This window comes from Nocardia arthritidis (assembly GCF_011801145.1).
In the GTDB taxonomy this organism is placed as follows: domain Bacteria; phylum Actinomycetota; class Actinomycetes; order Mycobacteriales; family Mycobacteriaceae; genus Nocardia; species Nocardia arthritidis_A.
This window is the reverse complement of record NZ_CP046172.1, coordinates 4133643-4155116: the sequence shown is the minus strand read 5'-3', so window position 1 is coordinate 4155116 and position 21474 is coordinate 4133643. Positions and strand designations below refer to the sequence as shown.

Here is a 21474-nt window from a genome sequence, read left to right as displayed (position 1 = left end):
TCATCGGGTGCTGAGCAAGGCTCCCCGCACCTCAGCGACACCCCGAGCGGGATCGTAGAGCGTAATCGACATCGTTCAGGCCACAGTGAGAGATACGGATGCGGAAAGCTGACCGAACACCATCCCCGAAGCCGTCGGCACCAGTAGCACCTTCGCGCCCTTCTCGATCACGCCTCGGCGCAGATACTCGTGCAGCACAACGAAATGCGACGTCGAGGACGTATTGCCGAATCGTTCCAGTGTCAACAGGCTCCGCGGCATGGGTAATCCCAGTTCCCGCTCGCTGATTTCCTGGATCTGTGCGATCGCAGTCGAGCTGAACTGGTGATGGATGACGAAGTCGAAACCCTCGGAATCGAACGACTTCCCCTGTGCCGCTAAATAATCGATGGCCCACTGAATACCCTGAAGGTACCGGTTGGCGTTGTGCATCGAGACACTGTCGGTGTACATCGCGATGCCTTGGCTCTTGTCGCTGGGCATACCGATACACAACTCAGCGTATTCGGCACAGGTCATCGTCTCCACATAATCGATGAGGTCGCCGGGGCCACCGTCAGCGTCGAGTATTACGGCGGCACCGGCATCACCCACTGTCAGCGCGGCGAACTGAGGGTCGAGGTCACCGACGATCTCCCGAACCGCGGTCTCGGCGATCGGCGTGATCTGCTCCCCGCTGACCACGAGCCCATTTTCGACCACACCCGCGCGAATCATTCGATCCAGCACCATCACACCGGTGATCATCCCGGCGCACGCATTGGAAATATCGAAATACGCGGCTTCCGGTGCGCCGAGTTCATTGCGGAGCATCAGACTGAATGGCGGCTCGAAGCAGAATTTGGTCCGATCCCTGGTGCGGGTAATCGATGTCGAGATCACGATGTCGAGATCCCGCGCACTGTATCGAGAGTTCGCCAAACAGATATTCGCGGCCTTTTTCGCCAGCGCGAACGAATCCTCGTAGTCGTTTTCGGTGCGACTGTATACCCGCCGTTCCCGGACACCGGTGACCCGGGCCAGGTCCACGGTCAGCCGATCGCCGATCTCCGCGAGCATTTCGGCGGTCGAGAGTGATGCCGTCGGCAGGTGTACGCCAATGGATTCGAATCTTGGAGTTGGCACAATGACTCCTTTCAATGATCAACGGTGTACACACCGTCGCTGCCGAGGCGGGCGGCCGAATCGAGCAGCATCCTGGCCTCCTGATCGCGCAGCCGATCGGCCGGTTCACCGTCGTCGCCGAGCCGGCGATCGACCGGCCGGTCATAGAGTGGGGCGCCACCGCACATCGCCTCGGCCATTCGCTGTCGGCCCGCCGCCGCACGATCACCGGCACGCCTCCGATAGTCGGCGCGCCGCTCGGCCGGGATAGCCTGCACGAACGCCTCCGGATGCACCACGGCCAGCACACTCGACACGTGGCCGAAGCCGAGGCTGGTGGCCAGGCCGGCCTTGAGCGGATACCGGCCGTCGAAGCGCAGCGGTTCGGTCGGCCACACCAGGTGGCGATACTCGGACATGACCGCGTCGACGCAATCCAGATTGCGATTCGGCGGGATGATGCCGTGCATCAGGACCTGGCACAGCCCGATCAATTGGAATATCGCCGCGCCGCCCTTGGTATGACCGGTCAGCGCTTTCTGCGAAATGACGAACAACGGTGCGGAGTCCGACCGACCCAGTGCATCCGCCAGTCGCTCATGCAGTTCGGCCTCGTTCGGGTCGTTCGCGAGTGTGGACGTGTCGTGTTTCGACACCACCGCGACATCGTCCGGAGCGACCCCCAACCGGCGTAGCCGGGTGGCCAACTCCGATTCCGCACCATCGCGCGCCGCGCCGAGCGCTCCGAGCCCGGGCGCCGGGATGGAGGTGTGAATTCCGTCCCCGAACGAGTGGGCATAGGCGACGACGCCGAGCACCGGCAACCCATGCTCGGCCGCGACGCTTCCGCGCGCGAGCAGAACCGTTCCGCCGCCCTGAGATTCGACGAACCCGCCGCGCCTGCGGTCATTGGCGCGGGAAAATTGCTGTGGGGCAAGACCTTTGGCCGCCATCTCCGCGGAGTCGGCGGTGGCCGACATCGCACCGAATCCGACGACCGAGAAGATGTCGATATCGTCGACACCGCCCGCAACCACGAAATCGGCCTTACCGAGGCGGATTTTATCGACTCCTTCTTCCACCGAAACGGCCGCCGTCGCACATGCCGCCACCGGATGCACCATCGGCCCATAGCTGCCGATGTACGACTGGACGACATGCGCGGCAACGATATTCGGCAGCATCTCCTGGAGTAGATCGTTCGGTAGATCCGTGCCGAGCAGCACATCGACGTTCATCCGCCGCACCGACCGCGCGCCACCCATTCCGGTTCCGACGGTGTTGGCCACCATCGTCGGATGCACCCAGCGCATCAACTCGACCGGGCTGAATCCGGCACTCAGGAACGCGTCGACGGTGGTGACGACGTTCCAGAGCGCGACCCGGTCCATCGAGGCCGCCAGGTCGGGCGAGATACCCCACCGGGTGGCGTCGAATCCGGTCGGGACCTGTCCACCGACGGTCCGAGTCAGTTTGAGCCGCCGCGGCACTCGAATCTCCGTACCAGCCCTGCGGGTGACCTGCCAGTCGGTCGAGTCCGGGAGTGGTGCGATCACCGTGTGCTCCGGATCGGCGATCTGGAAGGCGCGCGCGTCCTCCTCGCCGCGGACCGCGAATGTCAGATCCTCATCGAGGTACACCGACGTCAACAAGGGCGCCGTCACCGAACCATCGGGGCCGACGGTCATTTCGCCGTCGTCGGCGTACGGGCGGATGCCGCAGCGTGCGACAACGGCGTCGTGGTATCGCTCGCAGACCTCTGCCTCGGGTACCGGGTCTCCGGTCGCGGTGTCGTACCAACCGGGTTCCGGGGTGTGCTCCCAGGTGATCATGCCGGTGACCCAGGCCAGCTCGGCGACACCGGCAGCCGACAATCGATCCTCGACCTCCAGTTCGAACCGGGTACGCGCCGAACCGCATGGACCCAATTCGCCCGCGCCCACGATGACCACCAGTTCCTCGGGGGCGGCCGCGACCTCGGGCCAATCCGGCACTGGCAACTCCGTAGGACGCATCGGCGGGGCGGGCAACGCGGCGATGGTTGGCGCCGCGTTACCGCCGATCGCGCCATCCCCAGGGCTGTCCGATCCCGCTGGACGGGTGGCCAGATGCAGCTCCGCCTCGGCCAGTCCACCGGTGAGATCGGGCAAGCACGGCTCAGTGGCCGCACGCGCTCGGGCGTCGGGCTTACACCAGACAAGCAACTGCTCGGCTATTTCGTCCGGGGACCAGGTGCGGACTCCGGCGGCTTCGACTGCGTCCACGAACGGATCGTTGTGACCCATCAGCCCGGTGCCACGAACCCAACCGATCTGGGCGTGCACCAAGGTGGTGCGATCGGCCCACCCGTGCGCACCGCGGTCGCCGCGCTCGGCGGTCCACTTCGCGACGATGGCGTCCAGTGCCGCCTTGGCTTCGCCGTAGCCGCCATCACCGCCGAACATGCCGCGGTTGGGCGATCCCGGCAGTACGACATGCAGTCTGGCATCGACGCTGGTATCCGCGCCGAGCGCGGCCAGCCCGCCGATGAGTCGTTCCGTCGACCAGAGCAGTACGCGCATTTCCAACTCGGTACGAGCGCCCGCGTCCGACAGCGTTCCCAGCACCTGCGGGGCGGCGAACGGGAACAGCAGCGTCGGGATGAGCGCCGGTTTGACCGGGACCGAACTCCCACCGGAATGGTCGACGACGGCCTCGCCGATCCAGGCGGCCAGCGCATCGACATCGGAGAACGACGCCATATTCGCCGGTACCACCCACAGTGCGGCCCCGACCCGGGCATTGTCCCGGTACAGGTCGCGATAGAAGGTCAGCCGCTGCTCGTCCAGCCGTGACGTCGTCGCGACCACCGTGGCACCCGCGGCCAGCAATCGCCTGATCACCGCGGCTCCGATCGAACCCGCGCTGGCTCCCGTCACCACCGCGACGTCCGCGGCGAACTCCCCCGCGGCGCAGTCGTAAGCCGCCAGTTCGATCCGTTCGTAGAGCTCGGCGAGTTCCGATGCGGCCGCGGCGTCGGCCCGGTTGCGCCACCATCGCGCTTGCGCGGCAACGATTTCGCCGGCTCCGGCAAAATTGCGACCGGCGGCGTTCGCGCCGGAATCCACCCAGATATCGGCCAGATCTGCTCTGGCACTCGCCCACCGATCGTCGAATAGGACGACTCGACGCGCATCGAAAACCGGGGTTACCACCTGTTGCCACTCCGAGCCCAATTCCGCGGACACCAGGTCCACCAGCTCGGTGTTGTCCATCCGCATCGGCTCCACCGGCTGTTCGGTCAGGGCCAGCTTGTCCAGGACGAGGCGAGCCATCGAGGCCAGCACGCCGTCCCGGCCCGCGATACGCGCGCCGAGTTCGTCGAGTGCAGCGGCGTCTACCGCCGGTCTCGACGCACCCGAGGTGTCAGCGGGCAATCCGACGACTACTCCGTGCCGGTTCGCGACCGTATGCACCGCGGCATCGATGAGCGCATCCACCGCGGGTCCGTCACCAGGCCGGATCAAGGCCGGATCACCCAATTCACCACCGCGCGCGCTGTTCCCGTCCCGGGTGGCCAGCACCAGCTCCGCTGTCACATGTGCAGCCCACCCCGCGCCGAGTAGCCAATGATTACGGACTCGCTCGGCAATCCCGTCCGGTCGGCGACCGGACGGGCCGAGCAGTTTGCGAAGGTGTCCGTCGAGCGATCCCGTCAACACGGGACCGAATGGCTTGTAAGTGCGGGCCATTTTGTTGACCGTCGCCGACAGGGCGACCATATCCGCGTCCGCGGCGCCGTCGATCGCGCCGAGTGACAATTCCGCGCCCAGATCGACCAGCACCTGATTGCGCCGTGACGACACTCCGTCACACAGCGTCTCGATTGTGTCCGCTGAGCCGATCTGGTCTATCCGCAGCTTGGCCCACGTCGCCAGCAATACCCTGGTGGCGTCCGCAGCGGTGAACGAGATGTCCTCGGGCCGTTGACCGCTCGGCACGGGCACCGGAAGTTCATCGGCCGGGACCGATGTCGTCATCGGTGGGGGCGCCGCTACCGATCTCTCGTCATCCGATTCGGCTACTTCGGCCTCGGTGTCCGGATCGGTGTCGGCACCGAATAGGACCGCCGCGTCGCGTTCGGCATTGAGTATCGCCACCGGCCACGCTGGTCCCCGAGCCTTCACCGTCGCGGCAGCCGAATTGGCGACTGTCGGCGCCTCGGCCAGACCGACCTCGACAAATCGCTCGATGCCGAGACCACCGCCTTCGATTTCGGTGAAAAGCAGGTCCTGAGTTTCGATCCAACGCACCGGACTGGCGAACTGCCAGGCGAGCAGTTCGATAAGCAGGATCCGGCAGAGCTCTGCCGGGCGGGCCGACCAAGCCTGGAAGTCGGCGAGCACCTGTGCAAGTGGTTCCGATGGCACCAGCGCCGCGACCTCCGCGACGAAGGACCGATCCAGTGCGAACAACCGGGGCAGCAGATTTGGAATGTAGCGTCCGACAAGCTGTTTCGGGTCGATCGCGGTGGGTAGCAGCTCGGTCAGCGCCGTACGGAACTCCGTGACACCGGGCCGCAGCACATCGGAGTGGAATGGTATGTCGATGCCGGGAACTTCGATGAACGCCCGTTTGCCACCGGATTCCGCTCGGCGGCGGTCGATTTCGGCCGCCAGGGCGGTTAGCCCGGCGACGGTCCCGGCAACCGAATATTGGGCGTCGCGCACATTGAAGTTCACAACTTGAAGGAATTCCCCTGCGGCAGAGGCTATCTCGGCAACGAAGGGAATCACCTGCGCATCGGACAACCCGAACTCGGACGGTCGGATCGCGGCCATTCGATAGTTGCTGCGCCCCAGCGGATCACGCGGTACGAGCGCATGCATCAGGGTTCCGCGCCGGAACACAACGGTCAGCAGGGTTTCCAGCGACATGACACCGACCGCCGCGGCCAGGGCGCTGAACTCGCCGATCGAATGTCCGCACAGCGGCGGGTCCGCCACCAGCACACCGGCCTCACGAAGTTCGGCGACCTGGGCGCAGGCGAGGGTTGCCAGGGCGACCTGGGTGAACTGCGTCAAGTTCAGCACGCCATCGGGATGACGGTGTTCGATGCCGCGGACAGTGATCGCGACGGGGTTGTCGCGCACCACGGCCAAGATGGAGAAACCCAGTTCGACGCGAGTATGACGGTCGGCCTGTGCCCAGATCTGCCTGGCCGCATGCGATCTGGCGCATGCCGCCAACCCCATGCCTTTGCGCTGCACCCCCTGGCCGGGAAAGGCGAGAACGGTCCGCGGCGGCGCCACCCGTCCGGTGGCCAACAGCACGATCTCGCCGTCGACCCGGCAGGAAACCTCCAGGATTTCGGCGCCCGCGTCGATGGCTGTTCGATCGGCCCGTAACGCGATCGTCGCACCGGGAGTCACCGGCGCAACGAAACGGACGGTCCACGCCGTAATGGTGCTGGCGGGCCGGTTTTCATCGCTGTCGCCTGCGGAGATCGCGTGCTGCGCCGCGGCGGACAGCCACATGCCGTGCACAATCGGCTCCCGCAAGCCCGCCAACAGCGCGGCCGCCCCGCTGGTGTGGATCGGATTGTGATCGCCGGACACCTCCGCGAATGCGGACATGTTGCGGGGCGCCGTCAGCGTGCGGTCGCACCGACGGCGCCGCGCGGTGGCGGCTACGGAGTCGCCGACCGTGCCTGCGGCCCTGGGTGGTTCGGGCACTATCGCATCACCGGTTCGCCCGCGGACCACGAATCGCTCCACCAACTCCGCCGTCGGTACGGCGGGTCCGCCGTCGCCGGAACTCGCGTCGACCCGCACCCGTACCTCGACGATTCGTCCCAGATCGGTGTCGACCGCCGTGGCTGCCTCCGCTCGGATCATCAGACCCGTTTCCCGCTCGGGCACGTCGGCCAGCAGTCGCACCTGATGATCCAGATGAACGAGATCGAGCATTCCTTCGATGACCCTCGTGCCGTCCGGACCGGTCGCCGCGCCGAGCACGGCGAACACCGCAGGCCAGCAGACGCCGACCAACACGTCCGGCACAACCCGGCCGCGCTCGCCGGACGAATTCCCCGGGCCGCCTGCCGTGGCCCCGGCGTGGTCGGCGATTACCTCCGGTGTCCAGCGCACCTCGAGCCGAGCGACCGGTGCACCGCCGTCAAACCGAACCTCCGGCAATCCGGCGCGGGCACCGCCGCCGCATCCGGCCGCGACGACCAGCAGTCGGGCCATCGCGGATTCCGCATCCGCGGCGGTGATCACCGGCGCCCCACCCGTCAGCGCCGAGGGCGGCACGCCGATTCGGATACGCAGATCGAGTACCGCCGCCTGACCCGCAGCCGACAATGGGACGGTCAACTCGACCTGTGTCCCCTGTCCATTCACTGGGTGTTCCACCAGCATCGCGCCGGTCGCGGTATGGACCGCTGCCCGGGACGCGCCGAACTCCGTGTCCTGGAACACCCATTCATCGATGCTCCCGAGCCGACGCACCGGATTGACTGTTGTCCTGCCAGCCCAGTACACATCGGGAGCGACAAGCACCACCTCGATCGACCCGACCGCGCCGTCAACGCAACGCCGCGCCGATACCGCGACCGGTGCGTGCCCGCGCTGGAGCAGGATATCGGTCGTCGCGCGTTCGAAGCGGCCGAGCAGATCCGCGACCGGCTCGTCCACCCGCGTGATTCCGGCCACCGACACCGGACCCGGAATCACACAGACCTGATCTGCGGGATACCGCCGATCATGGGCCTGCCACAACGAATCCGACCGCCACCACCGTCGGATATCGGCATCGATGACCGGGACGAAGTTCACCGGCTTGCCCGGCTTCTTGCACAGCGAAATGAAGAAGGCCGAATCGGCCGGATGCAGGACAGTGGCCGCAGCCTGCGGATACGCCTCGATCAAGCAATCGATCGCGTCCCGGGCGCGATCGAGCAGGTCCGGATCCGTGAACAGGGTCGGAATCGGTCCGGCGTCGGCCGGATGCAGGCGAGCCTCGGCGCGCTGCAGCATCTCGGCGAATCGATCCCGCCACGAGATGTCCGCCCAGTTCGCGCCGCTGTCGACCGGGAAGTACGACAACTCGACATAGCGGGACAACCACTGAACGTATGTCATTGTCGCGACATCACCGAAATACGGCTTGGCGGTACTGTTCAACGCGGCGATGATCTCCGCCCGCCGAGCCTGGACCGCATCCGCGTCACCGGCGACTTCGTCCAGCAATCGGCCGGTCCGTGAGGCCGTGTTGTCTATTTCGTGGATATCGGCGCCCAATTGACTGCGACCGGACGCGATGCCGCCCGACGCCGCGCCCGCGCTCACCCAATCCGCGGTACCCGGCACCTCGACCAGCATTTGCTTCACCTGCGGGCTGGTGGTCGCCTCGAGTGTCGCCATCGCCGCGGTGCCGACCAGCACACCGTCCACCGGCATGATCGGATATCCGTGGGCGACCGACCACGTTCCGGTCAGATATTCCGCGGCTCGCTCCGGCGTGCCGATTCCCCCGCCCGCACAGATCACGACATTGCGCTGGGCACGCAGTTCGGCGTAGGTCTCGAGCAATAGATCGTCGAGGTCCTCCCAGGAGTGGTGGCCACCGGCGCGCCCGCCCTCGATATGCACGATCACCATGCGCTTGGGAACCTCTCGCGCGATGCGCAGTACCTCCCGTATCTGCGGCACCGTCCCCGGTTTGAAGGCCACATGTTCGATACCGGCATCGGACAGTTCCTCGATCAGCGCCACCGCCCTGTCCAGTTCCGGGATACCCGCGCTCACCACGACACCATCGATCGGGGCGCCGGCCGCCCTTGCCCGTTGGACAAGACGTTTGCCGCCCAAATGCAAGTTCCACAGGTACGGATCGAGCAGCAGCGTATTGAACTGCGCCGCCCGCCCCGGCTCCAGGAGCGACCGCAGCTCGACCAGCCGATCGGCGAGAATCTGCTCGGTCACCTGACCGCCGCCGGCCAATTCCGCCCAGTACCCCGCATTCGCCGCGGCCGCAACGATTTTCGCATCGACCGTAGTCGGTGTCATGCCGGCGAGCAGGATCGGCGAACGCCCGGTCAATCTGGTGAACGCCGTCTCGGTGACCGTGCGACCATCCGGCAATGTCACCGGTCGGGGTGCGAACTTCGACCATGCGGGCGGAATTTCGGGCGCGGCGCCGGGCGTCAGCAAGCTCCGCTGCCCATCTCGCGTCGACGCGGCCACAAGGCCGACACCGCGGCCGCGCACGGTGGGCGCGGTCATGCGGGTGAGTGCGTCACCCGGGCCGATATCGAGCACCCAGGTCACGCCGGTCTCGACGACCCGTTCGACCGAGGCGACCCAGTCGACCGGCTCGATCAATATCTCCGATGCCAACCGCACCGCGGTGGAGGTGTCCAAACCACAGCGCGCGGCCCACTGGTCGACCAGTTCGATCGTTTCCGCCAACCCCGGATGATGAAAGCCGACCTCGATCGGCAGGTCCTCGAAGACCGGAGCGAACAATGCCCCGCCCCGCACTTTCGCCGCCCGCTGCCGCTCCTCGTTCGTCGCGATCTGCGCGCACCGGCGGCGCACGCGGTCCAACTGATCCGGCGGGCCACTCACGACGGCCCTGCGACGACCGGCGCGAATCGCAACCACCGGCGCCACGCCGGCGTCGACCCCGGCGCCCAGCTCCATCACCACGGCGCGCAGCCGATCCGGATCCACCTGGGAGACCGCCGACATCGGCATCCGCTCGCCGATCGAGATCAACCCGCGACGCCGCGCGACCAGCCGCGCGGCCGCTCCGATCACCTGTGCCGTCGCGAGCAACTGGACGTCGGCCTTGTCCCGGTTGACGACGGACTGTACGCCGAGCACCCCTTGCGAATAGCCGAGCACCAGCGCAGGCGGTGTGACCAGTGGATCCAGGCCGTATGTCTTCAGCGCGCGCATGATCGCCAGCTGCGCGAGCAATGTGCCTGGAACCGATATCGCGACCGATGTCAGTGCGTCGGGTGGCCGTGTGCTCGCCGTATCCGAATCGCCGACACCGATCCAGGTAATCGGGTCGAATCCGTCCGGGCAAACCAGATTCAATTGCGGGCGGAGCGGCTCGACGATGGTTGCCGCCTCGTCGACCAGCCGGCCCAGTTCGCGCTCGAGTCCGTTGTCCTGCACTGTCGCGGCCAGCGAATCGAGCCAGTCCGAGCCCTGGCCACCGAAGGCCAGCGCGTACCGCTCGCCGTTGGCGATCCGATCCAACAATGGGATGCGAACGCCATCGGTGGACCGGTTCAGCGGCCGCCACCCGGAATGCACCCGCTCCGCAGAGTTTCCGATTTTCATATTTTTCGACCTCGCTATCGGATTCGATACGCAGCGGACGCCGCCGTCGGACCATTTCCGGCCGATACGAACAGCAGATGCCGGCAGTCATCTGGAAATCCACGCCGCAACCCGGCGTGGTAAGCAAATATCAGTCCGGAGGTATGCGGATTCCCACTCGTATCCGGTAGGCACACCTGCCCCTGCAAGCCGAGCCCGGACCGGATCCGCTCGGCAAAGTCAGGAAATGGTTCGGACGTGACCAGGACGGTATTTTCGGGAGCCAGCGCATTCTTTCGAAGACAATTTCTCGCCGCTTGGCAGGCTGCACCGAGCACATCCCACTCCGCACCGTCGTCGACCGAAATCGTCACCTGTGACCGGCCGGCGGCGCCCATGACGGCGGTATCGACGTAGCCGCCCGATCCGGTCACGCTCATTGCGCCCGCCGCACTGTGCACCGGGCCGAATCCCGAGTCGTCGTCGGCTCGTTCGAGGATCGCGGCGGCTCCGGTGCCTATATAGGGGAAGTCGGGAGTCGGCCGGTCCCTGGTCAGGGAAGGATGCGTATCACCCGCAACCACCAAACAGCGCCGCGATGACGGCCGCACCAGGAAGCAGGCACCGATCTGGACGGCGTTCAGGAAGCCGCACGGGCCGTTCATCACGTCGAACGCCATCGTCGGCGACTGCCTGCGACGATATGTCAAACCGATGCCGGCGCGTTTCTGCACCAGCGCGGCGACAGCGGGCTCAGAGATATTCGAATCCCGATATACCCCGGTATTCAGCAGCATCGAGATATCGCCTGCGCCGATGCCGGCCGCATCGAGGCAGGCGATGGCGGCCCGAGCCGCACGTTCGATATAACTTGCCGTGTCCTGATCGGTGTTCACGGCAGTGGCGACTATTCGAAGGCCCATATTCCCCCCATAATTTATCTACCGAGATCGGACCAGTCATATACCGGGCAACGCGGGTTCAGCGGATTCCCCAAAACGATCTCAATTTCTTCTGTTCATCCGAATCGAGCAGTTCCAGCCGACCGATCGGCCGCAGCGGGTCGGCCAGCGCGGCACTCAACAACCGGTGGTACGACCCGGCCATCCGCCGGACGGTGCCGAGGTCGAGGACATCGGTGGCGAAGGCCCACGCGAGTTCGATATCGGCACCGCGATCCATCGCGAAGATCTCCAGATCGAACCGCACCGCGACCGCTGGGAGATCCAAGCGTTCGGCCAGGGCTTCGCCCAGCACGATCCGTTCGGCGAACGGCTGGACCACCTGGAAGAGAAGCTGGGACAGCGGCTGCACGCCCGCCCGGCGCTGCGGGGCCGCGGCCTGGACCACCTGCTGGAACGGCAGGCCACCATGGTCGAAAGCGGAAAGCGCTCGATCCCGGACGCGCAGCAGCAGATCCGCGAAGGTGGTCCGCGCATCCACCTCGACCGCGACAATCAACGGATTGACCGCCGGACCGACGATTCGCTCGGATTTACCGCCGGTTCGTGATGAAAGCGCCGTCGCCACCGCGATGCGGTCCGCGTCCTCGTACCTCGCCAGCAAGGCCACCAACCCCGCCAGCATGACCATGAACAGCGTCGTTCCGGTTTCGGTGCAGTGTGCGCGCAGCTCCCGCAGAGCGGCGGGGTCGACGATTGTGCGCATCTCGCCGCAGTCGCCGGATCGGACCGGACCGGGCTGCCGGTCGAGCGGGAGCGGCGTCCGCGGTGGCAGTCCCGCCAAAGTGGCTCGCCACCAATGGGTTTCGCTGTCCGTATCGATCGCGCGGTCGAGTTCGTCCGGCGTGCCGACCGGTTCGGGTCGCGGAACCGGAACTGTACCGAGCCGAGCCGCGTAGCACCGTCCCAAATCCGCGGCGAGTATGTCCAAACTGGCTTCGTCGCCGGCAATGTGATGCAGGTACAACCCGAACACGCTCTCCACCGCCGAGGTCGACAAGACGGCGCGGAATGGACCGGTGGCCGCGAGATCGAACGGTTCGCTCGCTATCCGCCGCGCCTCCTGTCGGCTGTCGGCGGACGTGCGCAGCTCCAGTTTCGGTGCGCGGTCGAAAACCTGCGCGGGGCGACCGCCGTCCTCGACGACGCGCATGCTGAGCGCCGGATGCAGCATCGCCAGATCGCCGACGGCGGCGGCAAGCACCTCCGAGTCAACGGATCCGGTCAGCCGATACACGGCCCATAATGTCAGGCGCGCCGAAGGCTGGGACATTCGCTCGGCAAGCCAGATGCGAAGCTGCGCCGAGCTCAGCGGACGGGTGCGGGCGGTCAGGTATCGCGCAGTCGGAGCACGATCGAAATCTACTGATCCGCTTGGCAATTCGGCGACAGCCGAACAGAACTCGGCCAGTGTCGGATGCTCGAACAATGTTCGCAGCTCCACGGCGAATCCGAGTTCGTCGCGGACCCGGGCCAGCATCCTGGCCGCGAGCAGCGAATCCCCGCCCGCCGCTATGAAGTTCGTTCGCGGACCAACGGTTCCCACCCCGAGCGCTTCACACCAGATCGCCGCGACCGCGTGGTGATACGGGGCGTCGGTCGAGTCACCCGCATCGTCCGCGAGGTGCGTGGCCCGGTCCACGAGTGCGCGGACGTCGACCTTGCCGCGGTCGGTCAGCGGCAACGCATCAACGGCTTCGAGCACCGCAGGTACCTGCGACTCCGGCACCCGCGCCGCCAGCCAGCGACGGGACTCGTTGATCGCATTCGCGCGCAGCACCGGTCGAATCATGTTGGCCGCAGGCGAATTCACCAGCTCGCGGCCTCCGACGCGCTCACGGATATCGAACGGCGCGGCTCCACGCCGACTAAGCAGCACGGTAAAAACACGACCGGCCGCACCTGACCCCATGGCCCAGTGCGGATCGTATCCATGCGCTCGTATCCGAGCGGCCAGATCGGCCGGATGAACTCCCCGATCGGCGGCCGCAATCGTATGCGCGGCACCATCATCGGGCATCATGTCCAACGATGCGGGCCGAACCACGTCCATCAGCTGGCCATTGGGAATCTCGGCAAGCACGATATGTTCGGGCAGTTCGGCGAGTATCCGATCCACCTGGTCCAGACCGTGCGACCGATCCCACCGGACAATGTCGGATGCGACCGCACGCCGACTTCCTCTGCGGATCAGCGCATCGCAGCGGAAGCGGTTCATCTCGTTGCGCCGCCTGCCCATTTTCGGCGCCACGTCCACACCGCCCACTCGGGGATCCCGCTCGGCCAGTGCGTAGAACCAACCCGGATCGATGAGCAACTCGCGCTCATCGGCGCAGGCGCGGGCGACCCGTGCGCGGATCGCCGAGACAGGCTCCTCCGGCTCCGCCCGGTAAAGCTCGACCGATGTATGGTGGTCACGCAGCAGCGCCAAATTCCGGACGTCACCGACGAATACGTGCCCGCCCTCGCGAGTTACCCGCAGCGCCAGATCAATTGCCGCGTCCAGATATCGCTCACTCGGGAAATGCTGGGTGACCGAGTTGATCACCACGAGATCGAATTCGCCGTCGCGCAGTCCGGTATCGTCGGTCGCCTCCGCGATTCTGGTCTGTACCTGTGACAGTCCCAGGCGCTCCGCATGCGTCGCCACCCTGCGCAGGGTGTGCTCGGCGAAGTCACTCGCCACGTATCGGGTCGTGGACGGGGCGAGTCGGAACAGCAAAAGTCCTGTGCCACAACCGATCTCGAGAACCGAATCATGTGGCACCGAACGCAGTGCCGCGATGGTGTTCTCGACCCACTCCCGCATATCCGCTTCCGGCAGCTGTACGCCGGTATAGCTGCTGTTCCAGCCGTCGATATCGAAAGCCTCGTCGACGGGTCGATCCGCTTCCAGGTCCTGCTGATAGATTTCGCGCCATCGGCTCACCTGTTCGGCTTCGGCACCGGAAAGCTCGGCTCGGCCATGATCGATCCCATCTCCGGGAACGACGAAAGCGGCGAGAATCGCGGACCGATCGCGACGCGGAACCGCGACCACCGCGACATCCCGGATGACGGGACACTGCCGGAGTACCGCCTCGATCTCCCTGGGCCGCACACGGACGCCGGCAATCTTGACCTCATCGTCGATCCGGCCCAGGAATTCGAGCACACCCGCGGAGCCCCGTACCCGGTCTCCGGTGCGGTACCAGACCGCGTCATCCGGGCCGCCTCGGACGAACGCCGCGGCGGTTTCGGCCGGAGCGTCGAAATATCCCAGCGCGACACCGACACCACCGATGTGCAGCTCGCCCGGCACACCGTCAGGAACTTCCAGCCCGCTCTGGTCGCACACCCGCACCCGGACTCCGGGCAGCGGCGATCCGATCGGCGGGTCATCGTCGCTCGGCACACCGTCGCCGACCCACGCGGTGGCTATCACGCTGGTCTCCGTCGGTCCGTACGTATTGATCCAGCGAATCGCGGAGCCTGCCACGCGCAGCCATCTTTTGTAGTCGGCGGCCGTGGCCGATTCGCCACCGACGACGATCGTCCGCAGGCCTTCCGGCAGCGGCGCGCCGCTGCGCTCCATATCGATGAGCCATTCCCGCCATCTGCCGGTCGGTAGGTCGAGCACGGTGACGCCACGGCTTTCGACCGCATCGTTGAAGCCCTGTCCGAGCAGTGGAGTCGCCTCGTCCAACAGAACGACTGTGCCCCCGCATCGCCAGGTCGGGAACACCTCCTCGAGCATGATGTCCGAACCCGGCCTGCTGAGCAGCGCCACCCGATCGCCCGCGCCGAGGGCGAGCAATCGCGCGGCGGCCTCGCAGTGATTGAGCAATCCGAGATGGGAGAGGACGACCCCCTTGGGGACACCAGTCGAGCCGGAGGTGTGCAGGATGAACGCGGCATCCCCGGTCACCGACTCGATATCGGCCGACCCGGCCAGCTCGGACAGCGGTAATACCGTCCCGTGCGCCGACAGCGCGGCGTCCGTCCGATCCGCGGTGAGCACCGCGGCCGGACGAAGCCTGCCGCACAACAACTCTCGCCGCGCCGACGGATGGCGCGGGTCCAACGGCGCACAGATCGCTCCGGCCCGCAGGATTCCCAACATCGCGACAAGCCAATCAATGTCGAGTTCCGCACTCAGCACCACTCGCGAACCGATCCCTACACCGGCGGATCGCAGTGCGTCACATGCCTCGGCGGAGCGGCGGTGCAACTCGCGGTATGTCACACTGCCCGACTGCGATTCGATGGCGCAGCGCTGCGGCATTTGTGCCGCGACCTGCGCGACGATCTCGTCCAGGCTGTTCATCGGCTCGCCCCGGATAGGTCGACGAACGCACAGATACTGCGCAGATCCGATTCCGGATTCTCGACAGCCGCCTCCAGCAGAACGAGATAGTCGACCACGAATCGCGTCATGTCGGCCTCGTCGAAAACCGTATTGTTGAAGGCCAAGGTACCTACCAGCGAACTGGCGTCCGCATGGAAGGTGAGATCGAGATCCACCGGCCCGATATTGATCTCATCGGGCTCGCCATTCGCGGCGGGCGGATATTCTGTGGACTCGATCTCTTCGGCCCATGGATCGATAGCCAAACCAGGCAGCTCGAGATTCCACGGCCGTCCCTCGATGACGTAGAAGAGGACGGAATTCGACAAGCCCCGATCCAGCGCCTTCGCGACCGATTCGATGGCGAGGAGCATATGGAACGGAACGTCGGCATTGTGTGCGGCGTCCAGTGTCGCCGCCCGAACCTGGTCTACGACGTCGATGAACCGCAACTCGTCGCTGAGATCGGCGGTCAACCCATAGATATTCGGGAAGATACCGATCAGCGGACGCGTCTGGGGACGAAGGCGGTTTTGCGCGAAGGCCGCGACAAGCGGTTTCGCACATCCGGTCCGTTGATAGATCAGGGTATAGAACGCGCTGAGCAGGGTCATGAACAATGTGGCCTGATGTTGCTGCGCGAGCCGCACCACCGCCTCGCGCAGCGTGTCCGGAATGTCGAATTGTATCGATCGTCCGTTGGGGGACGCCTGGCCCGGCCACGGTTTCGACTCCGGCAGCCGCATCGGCTGTATGCCGCTCAAGCGGTCATTCCAGTATTGGAACTGACGAGGCAGCTCCGTGGTCGCCAGACCACGCTGCCATTGCGCGTAATCGTGGTATTGGATCGGCAATTCGGGCAATGTGCCGACGCCGTTTTCGTACACCTCGGCGATCTCACGAAATGCGATCGCCAGCGATTCCCAGTCGGCGGCGAAATGGGATAGGGACAACATCAGCGCATGGTCGTCGGGACCGATCCGGATCAGCAGACAGCGCAGCAGCGGCGTACTGGTCAAGTCGAACGAAGTCTCCGAGGCCGTGGTGGCCGCCGCCACTGCGGCAGCCACCCGTTCCTTCTCCGGGAGCGTGCTCACATCGAGGAAATCCGATACGTACGGCCGCGCCGGGTGCAGTTCCACATTGGTGATCGGTTCGCCGTGGATGGTTGTGCGCAGCACCTCGTGCCGTGCGATGAGCTCGGTGAGCGCAAGATCCAACCGGGCCTTGTCGAAGCGGCCGCGAATCCGGAAAGCGGTGCGCTGGTTGAAGAACGCGTCCGGATCGCCGCCGGTCATCATATTCAGGAATGCCAAACCCTGCTGCGCGAACGACGGTTGCCTCGGCAAGTCTTCGGGTGCCCGCTCAATTGTGGTGACAGTGGACAACGCTCCAGGATCGGCGAACAATGCCGCCAGGCCCGCCACGGTGGGATTCTCGAACAACAGATACGGGCTGATATCCCGACCGGTCATTTCCGAGAGGCCCGCACAGACCTCGATTGCCAAGAGCGAATGACCGCCGAGCCGAAAGAAGTCTTCATCCCGACCGATATCGGCTTTCCGCAGAACTCGGCTGAAATGTCGGGCGATCTCATGTTCCATATCGGTCCGCGGCGGCGACTTCGGGGCTCGCCCGGCCGTTGGCTGCGGCGCGGGCAGCGCGCCGCGGTTGATCTTTCCGTTGGTGTTCAGCGGGAACGAGCCGACTTTCACCCAATCGACCGGAACCATATAGCTCGGCAGCAGCGTCCTGGCATGATCGGCGAGAATATCGAGCTCGTCGGCCGCCAAATCGGTTCGAACGTAAGCCACCAGCCTGCGTTCACCATCCGGCAATTCGGGCGCCGTGACCACCGCGGCCTGGACCTGCGGATGCCTCGCTAGTGCGGCTTCGATTTCCCCTGGTTCGATACGGAAACCGCGGATCTTCACCTGGTCGTCCTCGCGCCCCAGGAATTCGATCCGGCCGTCGGGCAGAAATCGCGCCCGATCTCCGGTCCGATACATCCGACCCGGCTGAGGCGCGAATGGGTCGGTTCGGAAACGGTCCGCACCGGTCTTCGCCGCGGCGCCCAGATAGCCTCGTGCCACGCCGCTGCCGCCGATCCACAGGTCGCCGCGCGCACCGATCGGCATCGGCTCCAGCGCCCTGTCGAGGATGTAGGCGTAATACCCGGGCAAGGGCCTGCCGATAGATGGGCGGGGCACCGCTTCGGTGATTCGCTCCGCTGTCGCCCAGATCGTTGTCTCGGTGGGGCCGTAGACATTCCAGAGCTGTACGCCACGCTCGAGCAACGGCGCGATCAGGTCGGCGGGCATCTGCTCACCGCCACACAACCCGATCAATCCCGGCCGGCCCGGCCAGCCCGCCTCGCACAGCAACCGCCAGGTGATCGGGGTCGCCTGCAACACCGTTGCTTCGGCTCGGTCGAGCAGCTCGGCCAGCAGGTTCGGATCCCGTTGCTGCCGCTCCGTCGCGATGGCGAGACTGCCCCCGGTCACCAGCGGCAAGAAGATCTCGAGCACCGAAATATCGAAGGTCAACGTGGTCACCGCTACCAACGTCCAGTCCGAATCGAGCTGGAGAATTTCGGCGAAGGACTCCAGCACGCCGATCACACCGGCGTGCTCCACCATGACCCCTTTGGGTTTTCCGGTCGAGCCGGAAGTGAAAATCACGTACGCGAGATCTTCGGCAGTGGCGTCGCTGCTATCTATCGACGATCCATTGTGCAGATCGGTAGCGCACACGATCGGTACTTCGATTGTGGGATCGAAGGAGAAGTCCTCGACGATCACCATTTTCGCCTGAGCCTCGGACACCATCGTTTCAATGCGCGCTTTCGGCCATTCGAGATCCAGTGGCAAATATGCCGCACCCGCACCCAAGATTCCGAGCAGGACAGCGGGTAGCTGCTTGGTGCGGTCCATGGCCACACCGATCACATCGCCTCGGCCGAGCCCGTGTGCCCGAATCCCCGCGGCAATGTCCCGCGCCCGCCGCATCAATTCCTCGTAGGTGAATGCCCCATCCGCACCTGTCACCGCGGTGCGCGACGGAGATCGCTTTGCCACCCCATCGACCAATCCCCACAAAGTGTCCATCTCCGGCCCCTCCCTGCTGTGCTCGACGTTAGGAGCGACCCTAGCCACAGCCGGCATCATCACGTTCTCAGCTGAGCTCTATTCTGTTTTCGCGCAACGACTTTCAGAAAACAGAAACCCGCTGACCCACACGGAGGTCAGCGGGTTCGCTGTCGAGTGGTAGTGCGGCTATTCGTACTGGAGGGCCTCCACGATCGGCTGCCGCGCTGTCCGGATCGCGGGGACGACCGTGCCGACCAGCACAACGGCGATCGACAGCAGAACATAGAGCAGCACATCGGCGATGTCGATATCGAACGGCGGCCGGAACCCGACCAGAAACAGCGCCTGGTTCCGGAGGGCTTCGTAAATGATCAGGCTGCCCGCAGCACCCAATAATGCGCCGACGATGCCGACCGCACCGGCCTCGTAGATAGCGAGACGCCCCAGCGCGGCCGGAGACAGACCCAAGGCCGAGAGCACCCCGACTTCTCGGCGTCGCTGCAACCCGATGAGCAAGAGGCTCGAAGTTGTCGCGATGAATGCCACGAGGAGGAGCCCCCGCTGCAGCGCCCAAAAGGGAGTGAGATAGGGCTTGGTCGAGTCGGCGCCCTCGGCCGCGAGCTCGGTCGGGGTCGCCACCCGAAGCGCCGGGTCCACGTCCGCGGCTCGGACGTTCGACGCCAGCTGGTCAACGGTGACACCCGGCGCCGGTCTGAGGAACAAAGGATCGGGCGGCTGCGGCCCCCATATTCGCTCGAACATCTGCCAAGGGACGGTCACGATCCGTCCGGCGTTATTGGCGTTCTCCCAGATTGCACCGACGGTCACCTTCAGGTCGCCGTTGCCGGTGGGAATCGAAAGCGTGGATCCGACCGCCAAGTCGCGTTCCCTTGCGAGCATCGCGCCGACGAGCACATCTCCCCGTGCCAGCACCGCCGCTCCTGCGTCTCCGGTTACCACGGCGAACGGAAAAGTCGGATGCTCTGCCGCGGTGACCGCGATCTGATCGGCGCCGTCGCTGCCGACCTCCATATACGATTCTCGTTCGACCGCGGCCACCCCCGGAATGCGGGCCAACCGATCGATGAGTTCCGGGGAAAGTTTCGCATCGAATTCGGACGAATCCGAAAATGGAAGTACGTTCACCGCGACTCGGCCGTCGGCGTACGCACCGGTGGTCGCCGAAGACGCATTCTTCATTGCCGGTATCAGCATCGCCAGAATCGTCGACAGTGCGACGGCAACGGCGACGGCCGACGCCATCACCGAGGTACGCCGAGGATCCGATGCGATGTTCGCGAGCGCCACCCGGAAGACGCCGGCCCGATCGCCCATCCGGCGGTTGACGATCCCGAGGACCATCGCCGTCAACTGAGTCACCGCCAATAGCGTTGCGACAGTGGCGATACCGAACACCACCGCGCTGGTCGGCGACTGCCACCAGGCCAGTCCGCCACCCCGGCGCGTCGCTTCCGATATCGACACGGCGATGCCGACGACGATCACTGCGGCCGCAGCACGGCCACGTAGCGGGCGGCCGCGGCTTTCCGCGCCAACGTCCCGATTTGTCAAGGTCGCAACAACATTCGTCCGGCCCGCTCGCCATGCCGGGACAAGCGCGGCCAGCACGGCGACAACGACACCCATCAATATCCCCGAAACCAGGGATGGGGTTTCGATCACCGGCCTGATGCGCAACCCGACGAACCGCTCGGACAACGTCGACATACTCGCCACCAATGGCTGTGCCAGCAGAACCCCGACGCCCCCGCCGAGAATTCCGCCGAGCGTGCCCAATACCGCAGCCTCACCGAGGACCCCGAACACCGCGGTCCTCGGACTCCCGCCGAGAGCGGCCACCACGGCGAGATCACGGCGGCGTTCGGCAACGGACAGACCGACGATATTGAATACGAGAATCGCACCGATCCCGACGGCGAACAGACCGACGACACCGATCAGCGGCAACACCTGTCCGGTGACGTTCACCCCTGGCGATCGATCGGTCGGCCGCAGAATCGCGAGCTGGGGCCGACTGGACTCGACGAGTCGTTGCCGCAGTTCCTCTTTCGATACTCCCGGTTGCGGACGAACGTAGACGACATCGACGTTATCGCCGCGATCGAATACGCGCTGCGCGACAGGTAATGCAAGCGCGACGACGCCACCGTCGTTGAGCGCATCGAGTTGCGGCACCGCACGCTCGGGATCGATCGGAATTCGGGCATGATCTGTGCGCAGCCGACTTCCGGCACCGATCGCACCCGCGAGCTTATCCGAGAGAATCGGCGGGTCGGAGTCCTTCGCGTTCGCGATCAAGGCGTCGACGCAACCGACCTGGCCGACCAGCGCCTGGCTGCGGCAGTCGATCCCGAGCGCGAGTACGGTCCTCGTCGCATCGCCGGTCTCTACCAGCGTAATCGCTTGAACCACAGGCACAGCCGTCGCAACGCCCGCGGTTGACTCGATGCGGGCCATATCGCTCGGGGTGATTCCGCCCCTTCGAGTCGGTCCGACGACCCGGACGGCATCGAGATCGCCACCACCCATCTGGACGTTGAAGCTTTCGTTGGCGGCATCGACGCTGCGTGCCTCGACCAACACCGCCACACTGAGCCCGACACCCCCTGTGACCGCGAGCACGGCCAGCACTGTGCGGATAGGCTGGCGCCAGA

The 21474-nt window shown here is 65.5% G+C and carries 6 protein-coding genes; all 6 read right to left on the bottom strand.

Features of this window, described 5'->3' with window-relative positions; translation table 11 throughout:
- Positions 1 to 75: 75 nt before the first annotated feature.
- Positions 76 to 1125, bottom strand: a complete 1050-nt coding sequence (locus F5544_RS18640) for a 3-oxoacyl-ACP synthase III family protein (protein ID WP_167474362.1) — start codon at positions 1123 to 1125, stop codon at positions 76 to 78.
- Positions 1126 to 1136: 11 nt separating this feature from the next.
- Complete coding sequence (locus F5544_RS18635) at positions 1137 to 10442, bottom strand: type I polyketide synthase (protein ID WP_167474361.1); 9306 nt, start codon at positions 10440 to 10442, stop codon at positions 1137 to 1139.
- A gap of 14 nt (positions 10443 to 10456) precedes the next feature.
- Positions 10457 to 11317 carry a hypothetical protein gene (locus tag F5544_RS18630; protein ID WP_238847319.1) on the bottom strand — a complete coding sequence of 287 codons (861 nt, stop codon included), beginning with the start codon at positions 11315 to 11317 and terminating at the stop codon, positions 10457 to 10459.
- A gap of 85 nt (positions 11318 to 11402) precedes the next feature.
- Positions 11403 to 15689, bottom strand: coding sequence for a non-ribosomal peptide synthetase (locus F5544_RS18625; RefSeq protein WP_167474359.1), 4287 nt, complete (start codon positions 15687 to 15689; stop codon positions 11403 to 11405).
- Positions 15686 to 18817 carry a non-ribosomal peptide synthetase gene (locus F5544_RS18620; RefSeq protein ID WP_167474358.1) on the bottom strand — a complete coding sequence of 1044 codons (3132 nt, stop codon included), beginning with the start codon at positions 18815 to 18817 and terminating at the stop codon, positions 15686 to 15688. Before F5544_RS18620 ends, F5544_RS18625 begins: the two co-directional genes overlap by 4 nt.
- Before the next feature lie 168 nt (positions 18818 to 18985).
- Positions 18986 to 21442, bottom strand: a complete 2457-nt coding sequence (locus F5544_RS18615; RefSeq protein ID WP_167474357.1) for an ABC transporter permease — start codon at positions 21440 to 21442, stop codon at positions 18986 to 18988.
- Positions 21443 to 21474: the final 32 nt, after the last annotated feature.